The organism is Pseudomonas poae RE*1-1-14, assembly GCF_000336465.1.
Taxonomy (GTDB): Bacteria; Pseudomonadota; Gammaproteobacteria; order Pseudomonadales; family Pseudomonadaceae; genus Aquipseudomonas; species Aquipseudomonas poae.
In genome coordinates this window covers 5,351,943-5,375,528 of the sequence record NC_020209.1, presented here as the reverse complement: position 1 = coordinate 5,375,528, position 23,586 = coordinate 5,351,943, and the positions used below count along the sequence as shown (strand labels likewise).

Below are 23,586 nucleotides of genomic sequence, written 5' to 3'. Positions count from 1 at the left end.
ACCTGTGAACAGGATCGTGCCCGATGTTAACCGTCTGGCACGCGAGGTGCCAGTCAGTTGGGTGCGGCTTAAGCTGCTACCACGACAACGCGTACGGTGGCTTCAACTTCGGCGTGCAGGTGCACGGCTACGTCGAATTCGCCTACGTTGCGGATGGTGCCGTTCGGCAGACGAACTTCGCTCTTCTGCACTTCAACGCCGGAGGCGGTCAGTGCATCAGCGATGTCGTGGGTGCCGATCGAACCGAACAGCTTGCCTTCGTCGCCAGCGGTGGCAGTGATAGTCACTTCCAGCTCGGCCAGTTGGGCAGCGCGAGTTTCGGCCGACGCTTTTTTGTCTGCTGCGGCTTTTTCCAGCTCGGCACGACGCTCTTCAAACGCAGCCAGGTTGGCAGCGGTTGCAGCGGTGGCTTTGCCGTATGGCAGCAGGTAGTTACGACCGTAACCGGCCTTAACGTTCACTTTGTCGCCCAGGTTGCCCAGGTTGGCGACTTTTTCCAGAAGGATCAGTTGCATGTGAAAATCCTCTAACTTTTAACCTTCACCGTTCGCGTTGTCGGCGTCTTTCGGCGCCAGACGACCGCGAAAATCAATCAGGCCGTCGACAATGGCCAAAACCACGAGTAACGGATAAATCAGCTGCATGAACAGCACCAGCGTCACGTACAACCCCACCAGCCAGAACCTGGCCAGGCGCTTCTGCGCCACCAGCCCGTGAATCAGGGCCAGCCCGGAAAACACCAGCGGTACGCTGCAAAACAGCAATAACAGGGCTGCCTGTGGACCGAAGTTCGGTCCGACCACCATGCATGCCAGCAGCAACATCGCCGGGCCCGCGGGGATTCTGATACTGCGAAACTCGCGACCAAAACCACCCGGGTTGTACAACAACGCTTGCCAATAACGCCCAAGCATCAGGCTCAGCAGGCTGACCACCTGCAACACTACCGCCATCAGGCCGATCAGGACCGGTGCTATCAATGCTGCGAGACGCGCTCGCTCGTCTACCGACAATTGCTGGTAGAGCTCCCCGAGGGCTTGCGGCAGGACCTTGACGATCTCTTGCGCCAGCGCCTCGATTTGCGGGTGGAAAGCCGCGCCAAGCAACACTGAATACACCAACCCCACTGCCACGCTGACCAGCAGCGTGCGGACCCAGGACTCACTTGCGCGCAGAACCAACGCAAGGCACGACGACCCCAACAGCACCATAAGCACCTTGGGTTCGCCCAATTGCAGCCACCAGACAAGGCCGGCCAGCAATCCCAGGGCCAGGACGCCAATGGCATCCTGCAAACCGCGCCGCAGGAGCACAAGGCATCCCGCGGCAGCACCCAACCAATACAACAACGGCAATGCCGCACAGCCGGCCACTACCAGAGTGGCCTGCATACGACCGCGCATGATGAACTCAGCCAAGGCGCGCATGCATTCAATCCCTTACTACTTGTCGACTGCCCGGTCTCAGCGGCCGTGGCTGTCGGTGTAGGCCAGCAGGGCCAGGAAGCGGGCGCGCTTGATAGCGGTGGCCAGCTGACGCTGATAACGTGCTTTGGTACCGGTGATACGGCTTGGAACGATTTTGCCGGTCTCGGATACGTAGGCTTTCAGAGTGTTGAGATCTTTGTAGTCGATCTCTTTCACGTCTTCAGCGGTGAAACGGCAGAATTTACGACGACGGAAGAAACGTGCCATTTGATAGGCTCCTTAAAAGGTCCGTGGATTACTCGTCAGCGTTATCGCTGTTGTCGCTGTCATCACTGTCAGCGCTATCAGCGCCTTCGTGCTCAGGACGGTCGCGACGCTCACGGCGCTCACTGCGGTTTTCTTCAGCCTTGAGCATCTCGGATTGGCCGGTAACGGCTTCTTCGCGACGGATGACCAGGTTACGGATCACTGCATCGTTGTAGCGGAAGTTGTCTTCCAGCTCGGCCAGGGCCTTGCCGGTGCACTCAACGTTCAGCATCACGTAGTGAGCCTTGTGAACATTGTTGATTGCATAGGCCAGTTGACGACGGCCCCAGTCTTCCAGACGGTGGATTTTGCCGCCGTCTTCTTCGATCAGCTTGGTGTAACGCTCAACCATGCCGCCGACTTGCTCGCTTTGATCCGGGTGGACCAAAAAGATGATTTCGTAATGACGCATGAATGCTCCTTACGGGTTGTAGCCTGCCGCTCAAAAACGGTCAGACAAGGAGTGAATGACACTTATGGACTTGCCACAGGGGAGGCACATCGGTGCCTGCCGGGAAGGCAAGGGGCGCAATTGTAGAGAAGGGGGAGGAAGCGTGCAAGGTGATTGGTGATTATTTGAACAATCTTCCAAGCACCACAAAACAAATGTGGGAGTCGGGCTTGCCCGCGATGCAGGCACCTCGGTGTTTCAGTGATACCGAGGTGATGCTATCGCAGGCAAGCCAGCTCCCACATTTTGAACTGAGCCAGACTTGGCTAGTTCTTCGGCTTGGCCTTAGCTTTGGCGCCCCGCTGGCGCTGGGCTTCAAACAGGCACACGCCGGTGGCGACCGACACGTTGAGGCTGCTGACGCTACCGGCCATCGGCAGATGGACCAGGTAATCGCAATGCTCGCGGGTCAGGCGACGCATGCCCTTGCCTTCAGCACCCATGATCAGGATGGTCGGCCCGGTGAGATCCTGGTCATAAATACTGACCTCGGCCTCCCCTGCCGTGCCCACGACCCACAGGCCGCGCTGCTGGAGTTTTTCCAGGGTGCGCGCCAGGTTGGTCACGGCCACCAGCGGGATCACTTCCGCCGCACCACAAGCAACCTTGCGCACCACCGGCGTCAGAGTGGCCGACTTGTCCTTGGGCACGATCACTGCCAGAGCGCCAGCGGCATCCGCCGAGCGCAGGCAGGCGCCGAGGTTGTGCGGGTCGGTCACGCCGTCCAGCACCAGCAACAGGGGCGCGCCTTCGGTACGGTCGAGCAGCTCGTCGAGCATGGCCTCGCCCCACACCTGGCTCGGGCTGACATCGGCAACCACACCCTGGTGCACACCTTCGACCCAGACGTCCATTTCACGACGCTCGGCCTGGCCAATGGCGACTTTATTCTGGGTCGCCAGCTCGACCAGCGCCTGAACGCGCGGCTCGCTGCGACCTTCGGCCAGCCATACCTGCTTGACGCGCTTGGGGTGGTGACGCAGCAGTGCTTCTACGGCGTGCACGCCGTAGATTTTTTCCAGACTCATGACTTGGCCTTAGGTTTGCGCGACCCGCCGCTCTTGGCAGGGGCCGAACCCGTCTTGGACGGGCCTTTACGGTGTTTACTGGTCTTGCTCGACGTTTTTTCCGCCGCCTGGGACTTTCCCCCAGACGCCGCTTTACCGCCGCTTTTGGCTTCGTTGAGCAACTGCTGCTTCAACTCGCGGCTCTTGCGCAGCTCGGCGTTCTTCGCCGCAGCATCGCTCGGACGGTAGGCTTCCGGGGACTTGTCCTTGGCAGAGGAACGACGGCCAGACTTGGCAGGCGCAGACTCCGTCGTCGCGGTTGCAGCCGCCGCCTTGCCTTTCGAGGACTGGGCTGTGGTTTCGCTGCCGCGTTTTTTACGGCCAGCCGGCTCGGTCGGCTTGTCGGGCATGCCGAAATCGATCTTGCGTTCGTCGAGGTCGACGCGCATGACCTGCACTTCCACCGTGTCGCCCAGGCGGAAGCTGCGACCGCTGCGCTCGCCCGCCAGGCGGTGATGCACAGGATCGAAGTGGTAGTAGTCGCCCGGCAAGGCGGTGACGTGCACCAGGCCTTCGACGTAGATGTCGGTCAGCTCGACAAACAGGCCAAAGCCGGTCACGGCGGTGATCACACCCGGGAACGACTCGCCCACGCGGTCCTTCATGAACTCGCACTTGAGCCAGTTCACCACATCGCGCGTGGCTTCGTCGGCGCGGCGTTCGCTCATGGAGCATTGCTCGCCGAGCTGTTCCAGAGCGGCTTCGTCGTACGGATAAATCCGTGCTTTCGGAATGCTCATGGCACCGGCGCGCTTGACGTGCGGGGTGTCCTGCCTGGAATGGATCACACTGCGGATCGCTCGGTGCGTGAGCAGGTCCGGATAACGGCGAATCGGCGACGTGAAGTGGGTGTACGCCTCGTAATTGAGGCCGAAGTGGCCCTGGTTATCGGCGCTGTACACCGCCTGGCTCAGGGAGCGCAGCATCACGGTCTGGATCACGTGGTAATCCGGACGGTCCTTGATGCTGGCCAACAGTGCCTGGTAATCCTTCGGCGTCGGGCCGTCCTTGCCTTTGTGCAGGGACAGGCCGAGCTCACCAAGGAACGCGCGCAGTTTTTCCAGACGCTCCGGCGGCGGGCCGTCGTGCACCCGGTACAGCGCAGGGATTTCGTGTTTTTTCAGGAATTCTGCGGTGGCCACGTTGGCCGCCAGCATGCACTCCTCGATCAGCTTGTGCGCATCGTTACGAGTGGTCGGGGTGATTGCGGCGATCTTGCGCTCGGAACCGAAGACAATTCGGGTTTCCTGCGTTTCAAAATCGATCGCGCCACGCACGTGACGGGCACCCAGCAACACCTTGTACAGCGCGTAGAGCTGCTTGAGGTGCGCAACCACGCCGGCATATTCGCCACGCAGGGCCTTGGCTTCGCTGGTCTTCGGCGTTTCCAGAATGGTGCTGACCTTGTTGTAGGTCAGGCGCGCCTGGGAGTGAATCACCGCTTCGTAAAACTGGTAGTCGGTCATTTCGCCGGTTTTCGAGATGGTCATCTCGCACACCATCGCCAAGCGGTCGACTTTCGGATTCAGCGAGCACAGGCCGTTGGACAGCTGCTCGGGCAGCATCGGGATCACACGCTCAGGGAAGTACACGGAGTTGCCGCGCACCTGGGCTTCGTTATCCAGCGCAGAACCGATTTTCACGTAGCTGGACACGTCGGCAATCGCGACATACAGCTTCCAGCCGCCGGAGAACAGGCGAAGTTTGCCAGGCTTGGCTTCGCAGTAGACCGCATCGTCGAAGTCGCGAGCGTCTTCGCCATCGATGGTGACGAACGGCAGATGGCGCAGGTCGATGCGCTTCTCTTTGTCCTTGTCTTCCACTTCCGGCTTGAGCTTGCGCGCTTCCTTGATAACGGCTTCGGGCCACACATGCGGAATATCGTAGGTCCGCAGCGCGACGTCGATTTCCATGCCCGGCGCCATGTAGTTGCCGACCACTTCAACAATATCGCCCTGAGGCTGAAAGCGTGCCGTTGGCCAGTGAGTGATTTTCACCTCGACGAACTGACCGACCTTGGCGGCGCCATTGCGGCCCGGAGTGATCAGCACTTCCTGCTGGACCTTGGGGTTATCCGGCACCACGAAGCCGATGCCGCCTTCTTCGAAGTAACGGCCGACGATGGACTCGTGGGCGCGGGACACCACTTCGACAATCACACCTTCGCGGCGACCGCGACGGTCCAGCCCGGAAACACGCGCCAGGGCACGGTCGCCATCGAATACCAGGCGCATTTGCGCCGGGCTCATGAACAGGTCATCACTGCCGTCATCCGGGATCAGGAAGCCGAAGCCGTCACGGTGACCGGCAATGCGGCCCAGGATCAGGTCGAGTTTGTCCACAGGCGCATAGGTGCCACGGCGGGTGTAGATCAACTGAGCGTCGCGCTCCATGGCACGCAGACGGCGGCGCAGGGCTTCGAGCTGGTCTTCGGTGGTCAGACCGAACTCTTCAACCAGTTGCTCGCGGCTAGCAGGCGAACCCCGATCGGCGAGGTGCGCCAGGATCAGTTCGCGGCTAGGAATAGGGTTTTCATATTTTTCCGCTTCACGAGCGGCCTCGGGATCGAGGGACTGCCAATCGGCCATTAGAGAGTTTTCACCTTGTCTATATAGGGGTTAGTTTGGCATACGCGTATTGAAACGGGAAATTTCAGGCGTCAACAAGCCCTTAAAAAGCCTTTTGTGCCATTGATTGCACACCTTGCACGACCACTGGCGAAGTTTTCCAGAGTTTTTTGATAGCGGGGGTTTACAGCTTAAAATCGGCTCCGTATAGTGCGCGCCATCGACGACGGCAACGTGGTTGATGCTGCCCAGGTGGTGAAATTGGTAGACACGCCAGCTTCAGGTGCTGGTGATCGCAAGGTCGTGGAAGTTCGAGTCTTCTCCTGGGCACCAAATTCAGATCAAACCCGCGAAAGCGGGTTTTTTCGTTTCAGGCCTTTGATTTTTAACGAAAAAATTGATTTATATTTTTCGAGGCAGGGGTTTACAGATTAAAAAGCCCGCCGTATAGTTCGCCCCATCAACAGCGGCAACGTTGCTTGATAATGCCCAGGTGGTGAAATTGGTAGACACGCCAGCTTCAGGTGCTGGTGATCGCAAGGTCGTGGAAGTTCGAGTCTTCTCCTGGGCACCAAATTCAGATCAAACCCGCGAAAGCGGGTTTTTTCGTTTCCGGGGTTTGAAAACTTCCGGCGATTCACCCTCCTCGCCCGTACTTGAGAAGTTTTATCGTTTATCCTTGCAACGATTTGTTGCATTAAAGCGAGGAAACCGTCGGATGACTATCCGCTCTACCCATCTCAAAACATCCTTTCTGCGTGGTCTGACACTCACCCTGCTCAGCCTGACCCTGCTCTCACCCTCAGCTCACAGCGCCGACAAAGTCTCCCTGACCCTCTACAACGGCCAACACAAAGAAGTCGGCGATGAACTCGCCAAGGCGTTCGAAGCCAAAACCGGCATTCACGTCAACGTGCGCAAAGGCAGCAGCAATCAGTTGGCCAGCCAAGTCGTCGAAGAAGGCGAGCGCTCACCAGCCGACGTGATCTACACCGAAGAATCCCCGCCACTCAATAAGCTCGGCGAGCAAGGCCTGCTGGCCAATATCGATGCCAGCACCCTCGACGTGCTGCCCAAGGACTATGTGGGCCGCAACGGCAACTGGATGGGCGTGACCGCGCGCACCCGCGTGGTGGCCTTCAACCCGAAACTGATTGCGGAAAAAGACCTGCCCAAATCGGTGCTGGATTTCGCCGGCCCGGAGTGGCAAGGCAAAGTCGGCTTCGTGCCCACCAGCGGCGCGTTTCAGGAACAGGCCGTGGCGATCATCAAGCTGCACGGGCGCGAGGCGGCTGAAGAATGGCTGACCGGCCTGCGCGCCTTCGGCAAGGTGTACAGCAACAATATGGTGGCACTCAAAGCGGTGGAAAATGGCGAAGTGGCCACCGTACTGGTGAACAACTACTACTGGTTTGCCTTGAAGAAAGAAAAAACCAATCTGGATTCGCAGCTGCATTATTTTACTGACGGCGATGCCGGTGGCCTGATCACGGTGTCCTCGGCCGCCGCGCTCAAGTCCAGCAAACATCCGAAAGAAGCCCAGCAGTTACTGGCATTCATGGCCAGTGAAGAAGGCCAACGCGTGATCACCAATACCTCGGCCGAATACCCGCTGCGCAAGGGGATGCAATCGAGCCGTGGCCTCAAGCCGTTCAATGAGCTGCAACCGCCGAAAGTCACGCCCGCCGACCTTGGCAATGCCGAGGAAGCTCTTGAGCTGGAACGCGAGGTTGGCTTGAACTGATGAGCCCATCGCTATCGGTGTCGAGGCTCATGCCCCGGCGCAAACGGCCGTCGATCTGGCTGCTGTTGCCCGTGCTGTTGCTGGTTGGCCTGAGCCTGCTGCCGCTGGTCTATGTCGGACTCAAGGCTTGGCAGGCCGGCTGGGCCCAGGCCCTGCACTTGCTGTGGCGGCCTTACGTGTTCGGCCTGCTGCGCAATACGTTGGCGCTGATGGTCGGGGTTACCGTGGCGTGTGGCGTCATCGGCCTGTCTCTGGCGTGGCTGCTCGAACGCAGCAACCTGCCGGGACGGCGTATCTGGGGCGTGATCCTGTGCCTGCCGTTCGCGGTGCCAGCGTTTGTCAGCAGCTTTACCTGGGTGTCGCTGAGCGCCAGTTTCGAAGGGCTCGGCGGGGCGATCCTGGTGATGACGCTGTCCAAATACCCGCTGGTGTTCCTGCCGGTGGCAGCGACCCTGCGCAACCTGGACCCCTCCCTTGAAGAGTCCGCGCGCACGCTGGGCATGAATCGCTGGCGCGTGTTCGTGCGCGTCACCCTGCCCTTGCTGTGGCCGTCCCTGCTGGCCGGTGCGTTGCTGATCGCGCTGCACATGCTGGTGGAGTTCGGCGCCCTGTCGATCATCGGCCTGCAGACTTTCACCACGGCGATTTACCAGCAATTCGAATTGGAGTTCAGCAATGCCAATGCCGCGATGCTGTCGGCGGTGTTGCTGGTGATGTGCCTGACCCTGCTGTGGCTTGAGCTGCGCGTGCGCGGCAAGGGCCGACATGTGCGTATCGGCCAGGGCGCGGCACGGCATGCCGGGCAGGTGAAGCTGGGCCAGTGGGTACCGTTGGGTCAGCTGTATTGCCTGGCGTTGGCGGTAATCGGCAGCGGCATTCCGCTGGGCATGCTCGGGTACTGGCTGGCGGTGGGTTCGTCGGCGGCGTTTCCGCTGACCGACATTGGCGAGGCGTTGCTCTCGTCCCTGGCGCTCTCGCTGGGCGGCGCGGCGCTGTGCCTGGTGCTGGCGGTGCCGGTGGGGCTTCTGGTGGTGCGCTACAAAGGCCGACTGGCGATCTGGGCCGAGCGTCTGCCCTATCTGCTGCACGCCCTGCCTGGGCTGGTCATCGCCCTGACACTGGTGTATTTCGCGCTGCATTACGTGCCGGCGCTGTATCAAACCTCGGCGCTGTTGCTGATTGCTTATGCGCTGCTGTTTTTGCCACTGGCCCAGGCGCCGATTCGTACGGCCCTGAACAAGGCTGCGCCGCAGCTGGAAGAGGCTGCACGCACTCTGGGCGCGTCGTCGTTCAGTGCGTTTTGCCGCGTGACCCTGCCAATTATTTTCCCGGCGCTGGGTGCGGCATTTGCGCTGGTGTTTCTGGATGCGATGAAGGAATTGACGGCGACGCTGCTGCTCAGTCCGACCGGGCTGAATACCCTGGCGACTGCCGTTTGGGCACATACCTCCAATATCGAATTTGCGGCGGCAGCACCCTATGCGGCGTTGTTGATTCTGGTATCGGGGTTACCGGTGTATTTGCTGACGACACGGATGTATCTGAGCCGCTGAAAGAGCTATCGCAGGCAAGCCCGCTCCCACAGTTGAACGAGTTCCAGCGCTGCAATGCAGTTCAATGTGGGAGCTGGCTTGCCTGCGATGGCTCCGGTACAAGCACCGCTAAGCCCGAAACTGCCCCAGGCTGGCCTTTAGTTGCGCCGCCAGCCCATCCAGCACCTTGCCACTGGCCGTGGTCTCCACCACCGCCTGCGCAGCACGCTCGGCCTGCGCATGGATCACCTCAACCCGCCCCCGCACCGCATGCGCGCCCTGAGCCTGATGCTCGGCCGCGCGCGTCGCCAGGCCAATGGCCGCGTGCACCTGCTCCACCGAGGCCTGTACCGTCTGCTGTAAACGCTCACTGTCGCGCAACACCAGCAAGCCTTCGCTGGCCTGGCGCCCGGCCTTGCCGATGGTTTCCACCGCCTCGCGCGCGCCTTGCTGCAACGCGACGATATGCGCCTGGATGTCCCCGGTAGAGCTTTGGGTCTTGCTGGCCAGCGCACGCACCTCGTCCGCCACCACCGCAAAGCCACGCCCGGTCTCGCCGGCACGCGCCGCTTCGATCGCCGCGTTGAGCGCCAGCAGGTTGGTCTGTTCGGCAATGCCATGAATCACGGTCAGCACCACCTCGATCTGTTCGCTTTGCTGCGCCAGCCGTTCGATAACCTGGGAGCCAGCCTGCACCTGCCCGGCCAGTGCCTCGATCAAACTGCCGACTTCGGCCGACGTACGCGCATTTTCGTCGGTGGCCTGGCGAATATCCACCACCTGCTGCAACGCCGCCTGCATCGCCTGACTTTCGGCCTGGGCCTCATCAGCCATTTGCGAAAGCTCCCGCAGGCTCTCGGCGACCTCATCACGCTGCAAGCCGGCCGCGGCATCGGCACCGGCATTACGCAGGGTCATGGCGCCGATTTCCACCCCGGTACGCTGGGCCACATCGCCCGCCTCGCGCACGATCGGCTGCAACTTATCCACAAAGCGATTGACCGCCGAGGCCATGGCGCCGATTTCGTCCTTGCTGTTGATTTGCACGCGCCGGGTCAGGTCACCGTCGCCCGCCGCCAGGTCATCCATGGCGGCAATCAACAGTTTCAGGCGATTGACCACACGCCGCCCCAGCACGACGGCGATCAGCAGCAACACTGCCAAGCCCACGATGGCGAGCCCCATGCCGATGCGCCAGCGCAGGGTGCCCGCCGCGTCCTGCACAGCATCGGTGGTGTTGGCCGTCATCTGATTGGCGGTGGCCTGGGCCGATTGCAGGCGCGCGCCCATGGCGGACGCGCTGTCGGCCGCTGCGCCCTTGAGGCTGTCGCCCACCAGTTGATCGCCGCTGGCAATCAACGCGGCGAAGCGTTTATCGAGGGCTTGCAGATTCGCCTCCACCGAGGCGGTGGAAACACCCATGCGCACCTTGCCGATCTCGACCCCATTGGGGCTGATGGGCGCCTCCACGTAGTACACGGCAGGATCGGACCTGGCCGCATCCAGCACTTTGTCGAGGGCGCGCTCACCAGCGCCCTTGGCCAGCAGCGCCTGGTTGATCGGGTTTTCACGGTTGAGGTAGCGGGTCAGATGCTCGCCCGTGGCGTCGTCATAGACCACGAACAACACGTTGGGATTGCGCTGCGCACGCCGGGCGAACTCCGACAGCGCCGGCACGTCGCTGTCCCACATGGCGCGCGGCGCCACTGAGGCCAGCAACTGCGCCATGTCGTTGGCGGAGTCTTGCAGGTCTTTTTCCAGGGTCGCACGCAGTTGCTTCTGCTCTTCCTGCAGCCGCGTCGAAATCCCTGCAGTCAGGCGCTGGCGCGTGCTGGTGGACAAGCTGTCCAGGCTCGACGTGACCTCTTTGCCGGCCTGGGCCAGTTCGCCTGAGAGCTTCTGGCTGTCGATGCCCAGACGCGCGGCCAAATCTGCCTCCAACGCCGTGACCGTGCTCCGCGTCAGCGCGACGGCGACCAGCACTTGCACCAAAAGGGCGATACCCAGAGTAACGAACACCGGACGCAACAGACGACTTTGTAACACCGAGAGAACGGCAGACATCGGGAATCCCTCCACCACAGGTGCCACTAATTTGATGGCACTCCGAAAGAGAGAATCACAGCAAGTGTCGTGCCGTCTGGTAGATGCCCATGAAAAAGGGCTCCCGAAGGAGCCCTTTGGCTTTTTACATCAATCGCTTATCAAGCGAACGGGTGGCGCAGAACGATGGTTTCGTTGCGGTCCGGGCCCGTCGAAATAATGTCGATCGGCGCACCGATCAACTCTTCAACACGCTTGATGTAGGCACGGGCATTGGCCGGCAGTTCTTCCAGGGTCTTGGCACCCACGGTCGACTCGCTCCAGCCCGGCACTTCTTCATACACCGGCTGCAGGCCGACATAGCTGTCAGCGTCAGTCGGCGCCACGTCATTGCCCTGTGCATCCTTGTAGCCGATGCAGATGTTGATGGCTTCCAGACCATCGAGTACGTCCAGCTTGGTCAGGCAGATGCCGGAGATGCTATTCACATCGATGGCGCGACGCAGGATAACGGCGTCGAACCAGCCGCAACGACGGGCACGGCCGGTGGTGGCGCCGAACTCGTGACCCTGCTTGGCCAAGTGCGCACCGACTGCGTCGAACAGCTCAGTCGGGAACGGCCCCGAACCCACGCGGGTGGTGTAGGCCTTGGTGATGCCCAGGATGTAGTCGAGGAACATCGGGCCAACGCCGGAACCGGTGGCAACGCCGCCGGCGGTGGTGTTGGAGCTGGTCACGTACGGGTAGGTGCCGTGGTCGATGTCCAGCAACGAGCCTTGGGCGCCTTCGAACATGATGTCCTTGCCGGCGCGACGCAGGTCGTGCAGCTCGGCGGTCACGTCCAGCATCAGCGGCTTGAGCAGCTCGGCGTATTCCTTGCACTCGGCCAGGGTCTTGTCGAACTCGATGGCAGGCTCTTTGTAATAACCCACCAGCATGAAGTTGTGGTAATCCACCAGTTCACGCAGCTTGTCTTCAAAGCGCGGCATGTTGAGCAGGTCGCCCACACGCAGGCCGCGGCGGGCGACCTTGTCTTCGTAGGCCGGGCCGATGCCGCGACCGGTGGTGCCGATCTTCAGCTCGCCACGCGCTTTTTCACGGGCCTGGTCCAGGGCAACGTGGAAAGACAGGATCAACGGGCAGGACGGGCTGATACGCAAGCGCTCGCGCACCGGCACGCCTTTTTCTTCCAGCTTGGTGATCTCGCGCAGCAGGGCGTCGGGGGCTACCACCACGCCGTTGCCAATCAGGCACTGCACGCCTTCGCGCAGCACGCCCGACGGGATCAGGTGCAAGACGGTTTTTTCGCCATCGATAACCAGGGTGTGACCAGCGTTGTGGCCGCCCTGGTAGCGCACTACGGCGGCAGCATGTTCGGTCAGCAGATCAACGATCTTGCCTTTGCCCTCATCACCCCATTGGGTGCCCAGGACTACGACATTCTTACCCATAACACTTGTCCTCATTCGCGCAAACTTGGTGCCGGCGATGGCCGGCAGGAAAACTCAAGAAGCCAGTGGCGATACTTGCCAAAGCCCGTTCTGCTGAATCAATTGCCGGTCGCAGTCCGCTTCACGGGCGGCGGCCAATGGCTGCCCAGGCAACGCCTGGACCACACGCTGACCCTCACTGCGCAACTGGCAAACCTGCTGCCAGAGTGCTGCGTCCGTGCTGTCGGGCATCCAGATGCCACCAGACGGCAGCTCGACCTCAGCACGCCCCAGGGTCACCAGGGTTTTCAAATCGGTGGAAAAGCCGGTGGCCGGACGCGCGCGACCAAAGTCAGCGCCGATATCGTCATAACGACCGCCCTGGGCGATGGCCTGGCCAACACCCGGAACGAACACGGCGAACACCACGCCGGTGTGGTAGTGGTAGCCGCGCAACTCGCCCAGATCAAAGTACAGCGGCAACTGCGGGAAACGCGCCGACAACTGCTCGGCGATGGCCAGCACGTCGTCCAGTGCAGCCAATACGGACGCCGGCGCATTGGCCAGACGCTCACGCGCGGCCACCAGCACTTCACGGCCACCGCACAGGTTGACCAGCGCACGCAGCATGCCGGCGAGGTCTGCAGGCACGCCTTCGGTCAGAGCAATGACTTCATCGATGGCCTTGCGTTGCAGGGCATCGAACAACTGCTGCTCGACTTCGCCGGACAACCCGGCGGCACGGGCCAGGCCACGGTAGATCCCGACATGGCCCAGGTCCATGTGCACATCCGGCACATCCGCCAGTTGCAGCATGGCCAGCATCAGGCTGATCACTTCAACGTCGCTGCTCGGGCTGGCGTCGCCATACAGCTCGGCCCCCAACTGGATCGGGCTGCGCGAAGACGACAAGGCACGCGGCTGAGCATGCAACACACTGCCGGCGTAGCACAGGCGACTCGGGCCTTCGCGGCGCAGGGTGTGCGCGTCGATGCGCGCAACCTGCGGCGTGATGTCGGCACGAAAGCCCATCTGCCGGCCCGATTGCGGGTCGATAACCTTGAAGGTGCGCAGATCCAGGTCCTGGCCCGCGCCGGTCAGCAGGGATTCCAGGTACTCGATATGGGGAGTCACGACAAACTCGTAACCCCAGCTCTGGAACAGATCCAACACCTGGCGACGCGCTACTTCAATGCGCGCAGCCTCCGGTGGCAGTACTTCTTCGATGCCATCTGGCAGCAGCCAGCGGTCTACCGTTGCCATTACGCCATTCCCCTATGATCCGGGCGGCCAGCCCTCGGCCGAGCCTTGAGTGAAGCAGAAAACACCCGCCCCTTGCATAAAACACGCGCAAGAGCGACGTGACGAACGACCTGCAACTGGCCTCGTCGGGCACTTTCCTCGAAAAACCGGTGGCGCCTGCGCGGCCATCAACAATCAAACATGCAGACGCAAAAAAGCCGGGAATTTCCCGGCTGCCGCATCATACACCCGTTTTCTGAAAGGATCACCCCGCCAGGCATTTTAGCCGCCCGACGGAGTGGTTCCTGCACAGTGACGAGCTGATTACTTGGCTTTTTCCAGGTAGCGGAAGAAATCGCTGCTTGGGTCCAGCACCATCACGTCGGTTTTGTTCGCGAAGCTTTCACGGTAGGCACGCAGGCTACGGTAGAACGCGTAGAACTCCTGGTCCTGGCCGTAGGCCTTGGAGTAGATCGCAGCCGCTTGCGCATCGCCATCACCGCGGGCCTCTTCAGACTCGCGATAGGCTTCCGCCAGCAGGACACGACGCTGACGGTCGGCATCCGCACGGATCCCCTCAGCCAGCTCGTTACCCTTGGCGCGGTGTTCACGCGCCTCACGCTCACGCTCGGTGCTCATGCGCTCGAACACGCTGCGGTTCACTTCCTTGGGCAAGTCAATGGCCTTGACGCGTACATCGACCACTTCGATACCCAGTTCCTTTTCCGCCATGGTGTTCAGCGAGCGGGTGATATCCGCCATCAGCGCATCACGCTCACCGGATACCACCTCGTGCAGGGTGCGCTTGCCAAACTGGTCACGCAGGCCCGACTCGAGACGCCGCGACAAACGGTCATCGGCAAGCTGCTTCTGGCCGGAGGTCGCGGTGTAGTAACGCTCGGCGTCCTTGACGCGCCACTTGGCGTAGGCGTCAACCATCACGGCTTTCTTTTCCAGGGTCAGGAAGCGCTGCGTCGGTGCATCCAGGGTCATCAGGCGTGCGTCGAACTTGCGCACCTGGTTCACGTAGGGGACCTTCACATGCAGGCCGGGCTGGACATCCGCCTGGACCACGCGACCGAATTGCAGCAGCACCGCGCGCTCGGTCTGAGCCACGATGTAGAAGCAGTTCCAGGCAGCGATGACCACGACGACGCCCACAATCAGGGCGGTCAGCGATTTATTGCTCATCAACGACTCTCCCTGGTACGTGTTTGCTGTTGCAGCAGGTCAGCGGCCGCACGGGCGCTCGCTTCGTTGGCAGCGGCGTTCGAACCGGTGGACGGTGCGCTGGCGCCACTACGACCACCTTCGATCATCTTGTCCAGCGGCAGGTACAGCAGGTTGTTCTGCCCACCCTTGCTGCCGGTCACGAGAACCTTGCTGGTGTTGCTGAAGACTTCCTGCATGGTGTCCAGGTACAGACGCTCACGGGTGACCTCGGGTGCCTTGCGATACTCGGCGACCAGCTTGGTAAAGCGATCCGCCTCACCCTTGGCGCGCGAGACCACTTCGTCGCGGTAACCGTTGGCATCTTCAAGGATGCGCTGGGCCTGACCACGGGCTTCCGGCACGACGCCGTTGGCGTAGGTTTCAGCCTGGTTGCGCGAACGCTGCTCGTCTTCACGGGCGCGGATCACGTCGTCGAAGGCTTCCTGTACTTCACGCGGTGCGGCTGCGCTCTGCACGTTCACCTGGGTGACGGTGATACCGGTGCGATACGTATCCAGGAACCGTTGCAGGCGCTCCTTGATTTCGCTGGCCATCAACTCACGACCTTCGGTCAGCACCTGGTCCATGGCGGTAGAGCCCACCACATGGCGCAAGGCGCTTTCGGTGGCGTGTTGCAGGCTGATTTCCGGCTGGTCGACGTTAAGCACGAAGTCCTGCAGGTTGGTGATCTTGTACTGCACGGTCAGCGGCACTTCGACGATGTTCTCGTCTTCGGTCAGCATCTGGCCCTGCTTGGTGTAGGAACGTTCACGCGTAACGTTCTCCATGTACTTCTTGTCGATCGGCGGGAAGTAGATGTTCAGGCCCGGCCCGACCGTCTCGTAGTACTTGCCGAAGCGCAGCACCACGGCTTGCTCCTGCTCGTCCACCACGTAAACGGCGCTGTAAAGCCATACGGCCGCCAGTACGACAAGACCCAGGCCCAGCAGGCCATACCCACCGCCCTTGCTTGTGCGACCGCCGTCGTCACCACCGCGTTTTTTCCCACCACCGAACAACCCATTCAGGCTTTCCTGCAGCTTTCGGAAGGCCTCGTCGAGATCTGGTGGCCCCTTGCGGTCGCCATTATTGCGGCGCTTACCACCCCAAGGATCCTGATTATTCGAGTTGCCACCCGGCTCATTCCAAGCCATAGCGCTCTCCATCTGATAAAGCAAAGACGCGCCCACGGCGCGCCGACCAATGCTACAGAATGCCTGCCATTGCGGCACAACCGCTTTAGGAGGCTTTTATTGCAAAGTGTGTTGCTCGATGAACTCCTCCGGCACCACACCCTCGCGACTGACCAGCCGATTGAGCTCCGAGCGCGGTAACCGAACGGCCAGCAAGCTGACACCTTCTTCGTCGTGTTCTTCTTTCTGTACCGCGCCCAGTTCGAAAAACTGTGCACGCAGTCGAGCAAAACGCTGCGGCAAGCGCAAGGTGCCGACGAACAAATCACTGCCGAGCAGTTCGGCAATCGCTTGTTCAAGCAGCTCCAGACCACTGCCATCACGCGCCGACAGCCACACCCGTTGAGGTACGCCGTTCTCGTCGCGCTGGATTTGTGGCTCAACGCCCTCAAGCAAATCGAGTTTGTTATAGACCTCGAGGATCGGCAAGTCCTGGGCACCAATCTCGCCCAGCACCACCATCACCTGTTCAATCTGAAGCATGCGGTCCGGCTCGGCCGCATCGATCACATGCAGCAGCAGGTCGGAGTTGCTCGACTCTTCGAGCGTAGACCTAAAGGCCTCGACCAGCTTGTGGGGCAAGTGACGAATGAAACCTACGGTGTCGGCCAGGACAATCGGCCCCAGGTCGCCTATATCAAGGCGGCGCAGGGTAGGGTCGAGGGTGGCGAACAGTTGGTCGGCCGCGTACACGTCCGACTTCGTCACGTTGTTGAAGAGTGTGGATTTGCCGGCGTTGGTATAGCCCACCAGCGACACGGTGGGAATATCCGCACGCGAACGACCCCGGCGCGATTGCTCACGCTGGCTGCGGACCTTCTCCAGGCGCCCCTTGATCTGGCGCAGGCGAACCCGCAGCAGGCGTCGGTCGGTTTCGAGCTGGGTTTCACCCGGCCCACGCATGCCGATGCCGCCACCCTGACGTTCAAGGTGAGTCCAGCCGCGCACCAGGCGCGTACTCATGTGGTCAAGCTGGGCCAGTTCGACCTGCAGCTTGCCTTCATGGGTTCGGGCGCGCTGGGCAAAAATATCGAGAATCAGACCGGTACGGTCGATCACGCGACACTCGAATACACGTTCGAGGTTGCGTTCCTGACTGGGCGTAAGAGTGTGATTGAAGATCACCAGATCGGCTTCTTCGGCGTGGACCAGATCGCGCAGTTCCTCGACCTTGCCGCTGCCGATCAGGTATTTGGCGGTTGGCCGATGACGCGGCACGTTAAAAAACGCAACGGTCTCGGCGCCGGCCGAATTTGCCAACTCCTGAAACTCCTGCGGATCTTCGCGCGCCTCAGGGTCCTGTCCATCCAAGTGAACGAGGATCACTCGCTCACCACCACCGTGGCGCTCAAAGAACAAAGGAGACTCCTATCAGGCGTTACCTGGCTCAGCGTCAGCTGCATCATCACCTGCTGCGCTAGGCAGACGGATTGGACGAACTGGAACGACTGTCGAGATAGCGTGCTTGTAGACCATCTGGCTGACGGTGTTTTTCAGCAGGATCACGAACTGGTCGAACGACTCGATCGTGCCTTGCAGCTTGATACCGTTGACCAGGTAGATGGAAACCCCCACTTTCTCTTTACGTAAAGTGTTCAAGTAAGGGTCTTGTAGCGAATGCCCTTTTGACATGTGCCGCACTCCTTTAAGGATCAATAATGAAAAATCGGAAAATGGGTAGCTTATGGCCGTCACACCCCCAAGGATAGACGGCAATTGCAGGGACTCAGCTCAATATGGAGACCGACCCCAGGTATTTCAAGGCGCGTGACAGATTGTCGCTGTCCAGGCTGTCCAACCAGTGCAAATCGCTCCAGCTGCGCAGCCAGGTGAACTGGCGCTTCGCCAATTGGCGCGTGGCGATGATGCCGCGCTCCTGCATGTCGGTTGACGTCAGCTTGCCATCCAGGTAATCCCAGACTTGGCGGTAGCCTACAGCGCGTATCGAAGGCAGCCCGGCATGCAGGTCACCACGGGAACGCAAAGCTACGACCTCGTCCACAAACCCCTGTTCCAACATAATCGTGAATCTTTGCGCAATTCGCTCATGCAGCACCTGGCGATTTGCCGGGGCAATGGCCAGATTCGCGACAGTATAGGGCAATTGTGATTGACCAGACGCGTCTGCATCAGCACTTTGCGCAGTTTGTTTCAGCCTGTGTTCAGTCATGGTCTGGCCGCTCACACGCCACACTTCCAGCGCGCGCGTAAGGCGCTGCGGGTCGTTGGGATGGATACGCGCGGCGGACACCGGGTCCACGGCCGCCAGTTGGTCGTGCAGGGATTGCCAGCCAAGGCGGGCAGCTTCTTCCTCAAGCTCAGCGCGCACCTGGGCGTCGGCGGGCGGCATGTCGGCCAGTCCTTCCTGCAAAGCCTTGTAATAGAGCATCGTGCCGCCCACCAGCAGCGGGATGTTGCCCCGCGCGGTGATTTCGGCCATGGCCGCCAGGGCGTCAGCGCGAAAGTCCGCAGCCGAATAGCTCATCGACGGGTCGAGGATATCGATCAGCCGATGGGGATGCTCGGCCAGCAGCGCCCTGGAAGGCTTGGCGGTGCCGATATCCATGTCCCGGTAAACCAGGGCAGAGTCGACACTGATCAGCTCGCACGGCAGCACCTTGGTCAGCTCGATGGCCAGGTCGGTTTTGCCGGCGGCCGTGGGACCCATCAGAAAGATCGCGGGGGGCAAGGCACTCATCAGCGACCGCGCAGGAACAGTTTGTCCAGATCGTCCAGGCCCATCTGGGTCCAGGTCGGTCGGCCGTGGTTGCACTGGCCGCTGCGCTCGGTGTTTTCCATGTCGCGCAGCAGACCGTTCATTTCCGGCAGGGCCAGGCGGCGATTGGCGCGGATCGCACCGTGGCAGGCCATGGTGCCAAGCAGCTCATTGATGTGCGCCTGGATACGGTCACTGGTGCCATATTCCATGAGATCGGCCAGGACGTCGGCCACGAGGCGGTTGGCCTCGGCCTGTTTGAGCAGCGCCGGAATCTGGCGGATCGCCAGGGTTTCCGGGCCCAGACGTTGCAGTTCAAAACCCAGTTTCTGGAACACGCCATGGTGTTCTTCGGCGCAGTCGGCTTCGCGCTGGCTCACGGCCAGGGATTCGGGCACCAGCAGCGGCTGGCCGCTCAGGCCTTCGCTGGCCATGGCGATCTTGAGGCGTTCGTACATGATCCGCTCATGGGCGGCATGCATGTCCACCAGCACCAGGCCGTGGGCGTTTTCCGCAAGGATATAGATACCCTTGAGCTGGGCCAGCGCGTAACCCAGCGGCGGAATATCACCGCCACCTTCGGGCAACGCAACAGCGGCGCCCGCCTCGGCACCCGGCAGCGGCGCGAAAAATTCGCGATACGCCGCCTGGGCCTCGGCCACCGGCACGGTCGATTGCGGGCGCGGCGTGTATTGATACTGATAGCCCGCGCCAGCACCCGAGCCCGGTGCAGCGTACGAAGGCTGTGGCTGCGGCGATTGCAGCAAGTTGGCCGCCAGGCTCATTTCGCCCTGCGGCCCGAACTCGCCAGCCTCGGGACCGGTCGGCCGCACCACCGCCGTCACGATCGGCGCCGACAGTTGATCGTCCGGGCGCACATCGCCCAGGGCGCGGTGCAGGGTGCCATACAGGAAGTCATGCACCATGCGTCCATCGCGAAAGCGCACTTCATGCTTGGTCGGGTGCACATTGACGTCGACCACCGACGGGTCTACCTCAAAGAACAGCACAAAGGTGGGATGCCGCCCGTTGAACAACACGTCGCGATACGCCTGACGCACCGCATGCGCCACAAGCTTGTCGCGCACCGCACGGCCATTCACGAAGAAATACTGCAAGTCCGCCTGGCTGCGCGAAAACGTCGGCAGGCCGACCCAACCCCACAGGCGCAGGCCATTGCGCTCGATCTCGATGGGCAGTGCCTGTTCGAGGAACCCCGCGCCGCAGATCGCCGAAACCCGCCGGGCACGCGCGGCATCGTCATGGGCTTCGTGCAGGCTGAGGATGGTCTTGCCGTTATGACGCAGGTGAAACGCCACGTCGAAGCGCGCCAGGGCCAGGCGCTTGATGACTTCCTGCAGGTGATCGAATTCGGTTTTCTCGGCCTTGAGGAATTTGCGTCGGGCCGGGGTGTTGAAGAACAGGTCGCGCACTTCCACCGAGGTGCCCACCGGATGCGCCGCCGGCTGCACGCGCGGAGCCATGTCGCGGCCTTCGGTTTCCACTTGCCAGGCCTGCTCGGCGTCGCGGGTGCGCGAGGTCAGGGTCAGGCGCGCCACGGAGCTGATCGAGGCCAGGGCCTCACCGCGAAAACCCAGGCTCATCACACGTTCCAGGTCTTCCAGGTCGCGGATCTTGCTGGTGGCGTGCCGGGCCAGGGCCAGCGGCAGGTCATCCGAGGAAATACCGCTGCCGTCGTCGCGTACGCGCAGCAGCTTGACGCCGCCCTGCTCCACGTCGACATCAATGCGTTTGGCGCCGGAGTCGATGCTGTTTTCCAGCAACTCCTTGATCACCGAGGCAGGGCGTTCAACCACCTCACCGGCTGCAATCTGGTTGGCCAGGCGCGGGCTGAGCAATTCAATGCGCGAGCCGCTGTTCAACAAGGACTCGCTCATTACTGCGCCGCCAATTCAGTGCCGGGGATGGTCAATACCTGGCCGACTTTCAGCTCGTCGGTTTTCAGGTTGTTGGCACTGCGCAACGTAGCGGGCGACACCTGGAAGCGCACCGCCAGCATGGCCAGGGTGTCGCCGGGCTGCACGCGATGGTCGCGCGGGCCCTGGGCGATTTTGCCGGAGTCACGCAGCCAGGCAATGTAGGTGCCCGGCGGCGGATTCTGCTGGAAGAACTGACGCACGCCGGCGCTGATGGAGCGCGCCAGGGCCTGCTGATGGCTGGCGCTGGCCAGTTTGGAGGCTTCGTTGGCGTTGGAGATAAAGCCGGTTTCCACCAGGATCGACGGGATATCCGGCGACTTCAACACCATGAAACCGGCCTGTTCAACGCGCTGTTTGTGCAGCGAGGTAACCCGGCCGATGTTGCTCAAGACTTTCTGGCCAACGTTGAGGCTGGAGGTCAGCGAGGCGGTCATCGACAGGTCGAGCAGTACGCCGGCGAGCATCTTGTCCTTGTCATCGAGGGACACGTTGCCAGCCCCGCCGATCAAGTCAGAACGGTTTTCACTGTCGGCCAGCCAGCGTGCGGTTTCGGACGTGGCGCCGCGATCGGACAGGGCAAACACCGAGGCACCGAAGGCCGCGCTGGAGGGCGCGGCGTCGGCGTGAATCGAAACGAACAGGTCGGCGCCCTTCTTGCGCGCGATTTCCGTACGGCCACGCAGCGGAATGAAGTAGTCGCCGGTGCGGGTCAACTCGGCGCGATAGCCCTTCATGCCGTTGACCTGGCGCTGCAACTCGCGGGCGATGGCCAATACCACGTCTTTTTCATGCTGGCCGCGCGAGCCGGAGGCCCCCGGGTCTTCGCCGCCGTGGCCGGCGTCAATTACCACAATAATGTCGCGCTTGCCGGGCGGCGCGGGCGGCGGCGGCGGCAATTTCACCTGGGGTTGCGAAGGGTTGACCGGAACCGCGGGCACCGTTGCCACGCTCGGCGTCGGCGCAGGCGTCGGGTTGGCGTCGGCGGCATTGTCGAACAGGTCGACCACCAGCCGGTTGCCGTACTGGGCGTTGGGCGCCAGGGAGAAACTTTTCGGGGTCACGGCCTTTTTCAGGTCGATGACCACGCGCAAGTCGGTGGGCGTGCGCTGGGCCGAGCGCATGGCGGTAATCGGCGTGTTGGCGGTGGACACCTTGAGCGGTGCGGCCAGGGTCGCGCCATTGATGTCGATCACCAGGCGATCAGGCGCCGCCAGGGTAAAGACGCTGTGCTGGACAGGGCCAGACAGGTCGAACACCAGTCGCGTGTTATCCGGCGCTCGCCACAAGCGAACACTTTTCACTTGTGAAGCAGCCAGAGCATTGACAGTCATTGCCGCAAGCAACACCCCCACGACAGCAACCAACGCGCGAAAGCGCATACCTAACCCCACCAATTATTTGAATTCCAATGCCAAAGCGGCGCACCACGACTGGCCACGCACGCTCTGGGGCAACAACTTCAGCTGACGTCCTGTTTCATGCGGCGTAATGGTAATGGTCATGTCCGGCTTTGGCAAAAAGCCTGCACCTTTATCTGGCCACTCGATCAGGCACAGCGCATCTTCGTCGAAGTAATCACGAATGCCCATGTATTCCAGCTCTTCGGGATCGACCAGGCGATAAAGGTCGAAGTGAAAGGCGCGCACGTCGCCGATCTCGTAGGGCTCGACCAGCGTAAACGTCGGACTTTTCACCGCGCCGGCATGCCCCAGCCCACGAATGATCCCCCGCGACAGCGTGGTCTTGCCCGCGCCCAGGTCGCCTTCGAGGAAGATCAGCCCAGCGCCTGCCGTGACAGCGGCGATGCGATTCCCAAGCGCCACCATGGCATCTTCATCGGCAAGGAACAGGGTTACGTCAGGCACGGCGACTGCTCCTCGAGCAATTGACGAATGGCGGGGATCAGGTCGCTGGCCGCGAGGCCGCGACCGAAAGTGCCCTGGCGATCTCCCGCCGTAGCGTGCAGCCACACGGCCAGGCAGCTGGCGTCATAAGCCGGCATGCCCTGGGCCAGCAATGCGCCGACCAACCCGGCCAATACATCACCCAGCCCGGCCGTGGCCATGGCAGGGTGGCCCTGGTCGCAGCGGGCAACGCGCCCATCGGGGCTGGCAATCAAACTGCCAGCGCCTTTGAGAATAACCACGGCATTTAATATGAAGCTCAGCGCGAGTGCCGCATTGAGGCGATCAGCTTGAACCTCGGCGGTGGTAATACCCAGCAAACGTGCGGCCTCGCCCGGATGGGGGGTGATTACGCAACCGGTCGGCAAATCGACATGGCCGGCGGCGAGCTGGTTCAGCGCATCCGCGTCCCACACCTGCGGCAGTTTGGCGTTGGCCGCCACCGACAATAGGCTTCTGCCCCAAGCCGCCTCGCCCAGGCCCGGACCAATGACGATCACCGAGGTCTTTTCCAGCAGGCCCATCAACTGGTTGGCCGAGCTCACGCCCAGCGTCATGACTTCCGGCAATCGCGCCAGCGCGGCGGGCACATGCTCAGGCCGGGTCGCCAGGGAAACCATGCCGGCGCCACTGCGCAGCGCACTTTCGGTGCTCAGCAGCGCGGCGCCGCCAACGCCAAGGTCGCCGCCAATGACCAGCAGATGGCCAAACTGGCCTTTATGGGCGTCCGGGGAACGTGCAGACAGTTGCGGCAAATCGCTGGGCAACAGTGGCTGAACGTCGGTTATTTCGTCTTTTGTCTGAGGCATGCG

Annotated in this window: 20 protein-coding genes and 2 tRNA genes; 4 read left to right on the top strand and 18 right to left on the bottom strand. The window is 61.6% G+C overall.

What is annotated here, in order from left to right; translation table 11 throughout:
• Window positions 1–68: 68 nt before the first annotated feature.
• The 6 genes from rplI to rnr all read right to left on the bottom strand — a co-directional run bounded on the left by rplI (window position 69) and on the right by rnr (window position 5,839).
• The gene (gene rplI / locus H045_RS23545; RefSeq protein WP_003171376.1) at window positions 69–515 is read right to left on the bottom strand and encodes a 50S ribosomal protein L9; all 447 of its coding nucleotides are present in this window, start codon (window positions 513–515) and stop codon (window positions 69–71) included.
• 18 nt (window positions 516–533) lie between these two features.
• Complete coding sequence (locus tag H045_RS23540; protein ID WP_003236222.1) at window positions 534–1,427, bottom strand: YybS family protein; 894 nt, start codon at window positions 1,425–1,427, stop codon at window positions 534–536.
• Window positions 1,428–1,463: 36 nt separating this feature from the next.
• Window positions 1,464–1,694 carry a 30S ribosomal protein S18 gene (gene rpsR / locus H045_RS23535; protein WP_002551829.1) on the bottom strand — a complete coding sequence of 77 codons (231 nt, stop codon included), beginning with the start codon at window positions 1,692–1,694 and terminating at the stop codon, window positions 1,464–1,466.
• 28 nt (window positions 1,695–1,722) lie between these two features.
• Complete coding sequence (rpsF, locus tag H045_RS23530; protein WP_003236224.1) at window positions 1,723–2,145, bottom strand: 30S ribosomal protein S6; 423 nt, start codon at window positions 2,143–2,145, stop codon at window positions 1,723–1,725.
• Window positions 2,146–2,450: 305 nt separating this feature from the next.
• Entirely contained in the window at window positions 2,451–3,212 is a 762-nt protein-coding gene (gene rlmB / locus H045_RS23525; RefSeq protein WP_015373636.1) for a 23S rRNA (guanosine(2251)-2'-O)-methyltransferase RlmB, read from the bottom strand.
• Entirely contained in the window at window positions 3,209–5,839 is a 2,631-nt protein-coding gene (gene rnr, locus H045_RS23520) for a ribonuclease R (protein ID WP_015373635.1), read from the bottom strand. The genes rlmB and rnr overlap by 4 nt, the downstream gene beginning before the upstream one ends.
• 225 nt (window positions 5,840–6,064) lie before the next feature.
• On the opposite strand from rnr, the gene H045_RS23515 reads away from it, so the two are divergent.
• The 4 genes from H045_RS23515 (at window position 6,065) to H045_RS23500 (ending at window position 9,115) form a co-directional block, all read left to right on the top strand.
• Window positions 6,065–6,151 (top strand) — tRNA-Leu (locus tag H045_RS23515).
• Window positions 6,152–6,305: 154 nt separating this feature from the next.
• Window positions 6,306–6,392 (top strand) — tRNA-Leu (locus H045_RS23510).
• Between the two features lie 144 nt (window positions 6,393–6,536).
• The gene (locus tag H045_RS23505) at window positions 6,537–7,562 is read left to right on the top strand and encodes an extracellular solute-binding protein (RefSeq protein WP_003236230.1); all 1,026 of its coding nucleotides are present in this window, start codon (window positions 6,537–6,539) and stop codon (window positions 7,560–7,562) included.
• On the top strand, window positions 7,562–9,115 hold the full coding sequence (locus tag H045_RS23500) for an ABC transporter permease (RefSeq protein ID WP_041931567.1): 1,554 nt from the start codon (window positions 7,562–7,564) through the stop codon (window positions 9,113–9,115). Before H045_RS23505 ends, H045_RS23500 begins: the two co-directional genes overlap by 1 nt.
• Before the next feature lie 108 nt (window positions 9,116–9,223).
• Here H045_RS23500 and H045_RS23495 read toward each other — a convergent pair whose 3' ends face one another.
• The 12 genes from H045_RS23495 to H045_RS23440 form a co-directional block, all read right to left on the bottom strand.
• Window positions 9,224–11,158, bottom strand: a complete 1,935-nt coding sequence (locus H045_RS23495; protein ID WP_015373633.1) for a methyl-accepting chemotaxis protein — start codon at window positions 11,156–11,158, stop codon at window positions 9,224–9,226.
• 140 nt (window positions 11,159–11,298) lie between these two features.
• The gene (locus tag H045_RS23490; protein ID WP_003236236.1) at window positions 11,299–12,588 is read right to left on the bottom strand and encodes an adenylosuccinate synthase; all 1,290 of its coding nucleotides are present in this window, start codon (window positions 12,586–12,588) and stop codon (window positions 11,299–11,301) included.
• Window positions 12,589–12,642: 54 nt separating this feature from the next.
• The gene (locus tag H045_RS23485) at window positions 12,643–13,830 is read right to left on the bottom strand and encodes an ATP phosphoribosyltransferase regulatory subunit (RefSeq protein WP_003236238.1); all 1,188 of its coding nucleotides are present in this window, start codon (window positions 13,828–13,830) and stop codon (window positions 12,643–12,645) included.
• 303 nt (window positions 13,831–14,133) lie between these two features.
• Window positions 14,134–15,000 (bottom strand): protease modulator HflC, encoded by an 867-nt coding sequence (gene hflC, locus H045_RS23480; protein WP_003236240.1) that lies wholly within the window; start codon window positions 14,998–15,000, stop codon window positions 14,134–14,136.
• Window positions 15,000–16,175: an FtsH protease activity modulator HflK gene (gene hflK, locus H045_RS23475; protein ID WP_003236241.1), complete on the bottom strand. Its 1,176-nt coding sequence runs from the start codon at window positions 16,173–16,175 to the stop codon at window positions 15,000–15,002. Before hflK ends, hflC begins: the two co-directional genes overlap by 1 nt.
• A 96-nt stretch (window positions 16,176–16,271) precedes the next feature.
• A complete protein-coding gene (gene hflX / locus H045_RS23470; RefSeq protein ID WP_003236243.1) occupies window positions 16,272–17,573 on the bottom strand; it encodes a ribosome rescue GTPase HflX in 1,302 nt (433 codons plus the stop codon).
• Between the two features lie 12 nt (window positions 17,574–17,585).
• On the bottom strand, window positions 17,586–17,846 hold the full coding sequence (gene hfq / locus H045_RS23465; RefSeq protein WP_003171355.1) for an RNA chaperone Hfq: 261 nt from the start codon (window positions 17,844–17,846) through the stop codon (window positions 17,586–17,588).
• A gap of 94 nt (window positions 17,847–17,940) precedes the next feature.
• Window positions 17,941–18,912 carry a tRNA (adenosine(37)-N6)-dimethylallyltransferase MiaA gene (gene miaA, locus H045_RS23460; RefSeq protein ID WP_015373632.1) on the bottom strand — a complete coding sequence of 324 codons (972 nt, stop codon included), beginning with the start codon at window positions 18,910–18,912 and terminating at the stop codon, window positions 17,941–17,943.
• A complete protein-coding gene (gene mutL, locus H045_RS23455) occupies window positions 18,912–20,828 on the bottom strand; it encodes a DNA mismatch repair endonuclease MutL (protein WP_032871128.1) in 1,917 nt (638 codons plus the stop codon). The genes miaA and mutL overlap by 1 nt, the downstream gene beginning before the upstream one ends.
• Window positions 20,828–22,249 (bottom strand): N-acetylmuramoyl-L-alanine amidase, encoded by a 1,422-nt coding sequence (locus H045_RS23450; protein WP_015373631.1) that lies wholly within the window; start codon window positions 22,247–22,249, stop codon window positions 20,828–20,830. Before H045_RS23450 ends, mutL begins: the two co-directional genes overlap by 1 nt.
• 15 nt (window positions 22,250–22,264) lie before the next feature.
• Window positions 22,265–22,735 (bottom strand): tRNA (adenosine(37)-N6)-threonylcarbamoyltransferase complex ATPase subunit type 1 TsaE, encoded by a 471-nt coding sequence (gene tsaE / locus H045_RS23445; RefSeq protein ID WP_003236251.1) that lies wholly within the window; start codon window positions 22,733–22,735, stop codon window positions 22,265–22,267.
• The gene (locus tag H045_RS23440; RefSeq protein WP_015373630.1) at window positions 22,723–23,583 is read right to left on the bottom strand and encodes an NAD(P)H-hydrate dehydratase; all 861 of its coding nucleotides are present in this window, start codon (window positions 23,581–23,583) and stop codon (window positions 22,723–22,725) included. The genes tsaE and H045_RS23440 overlap by 13 nt, the downstream gene beginning before the upstream one ends.
• Window positions 23,584–23,586 lie beyond the last annotated feature (3 nt).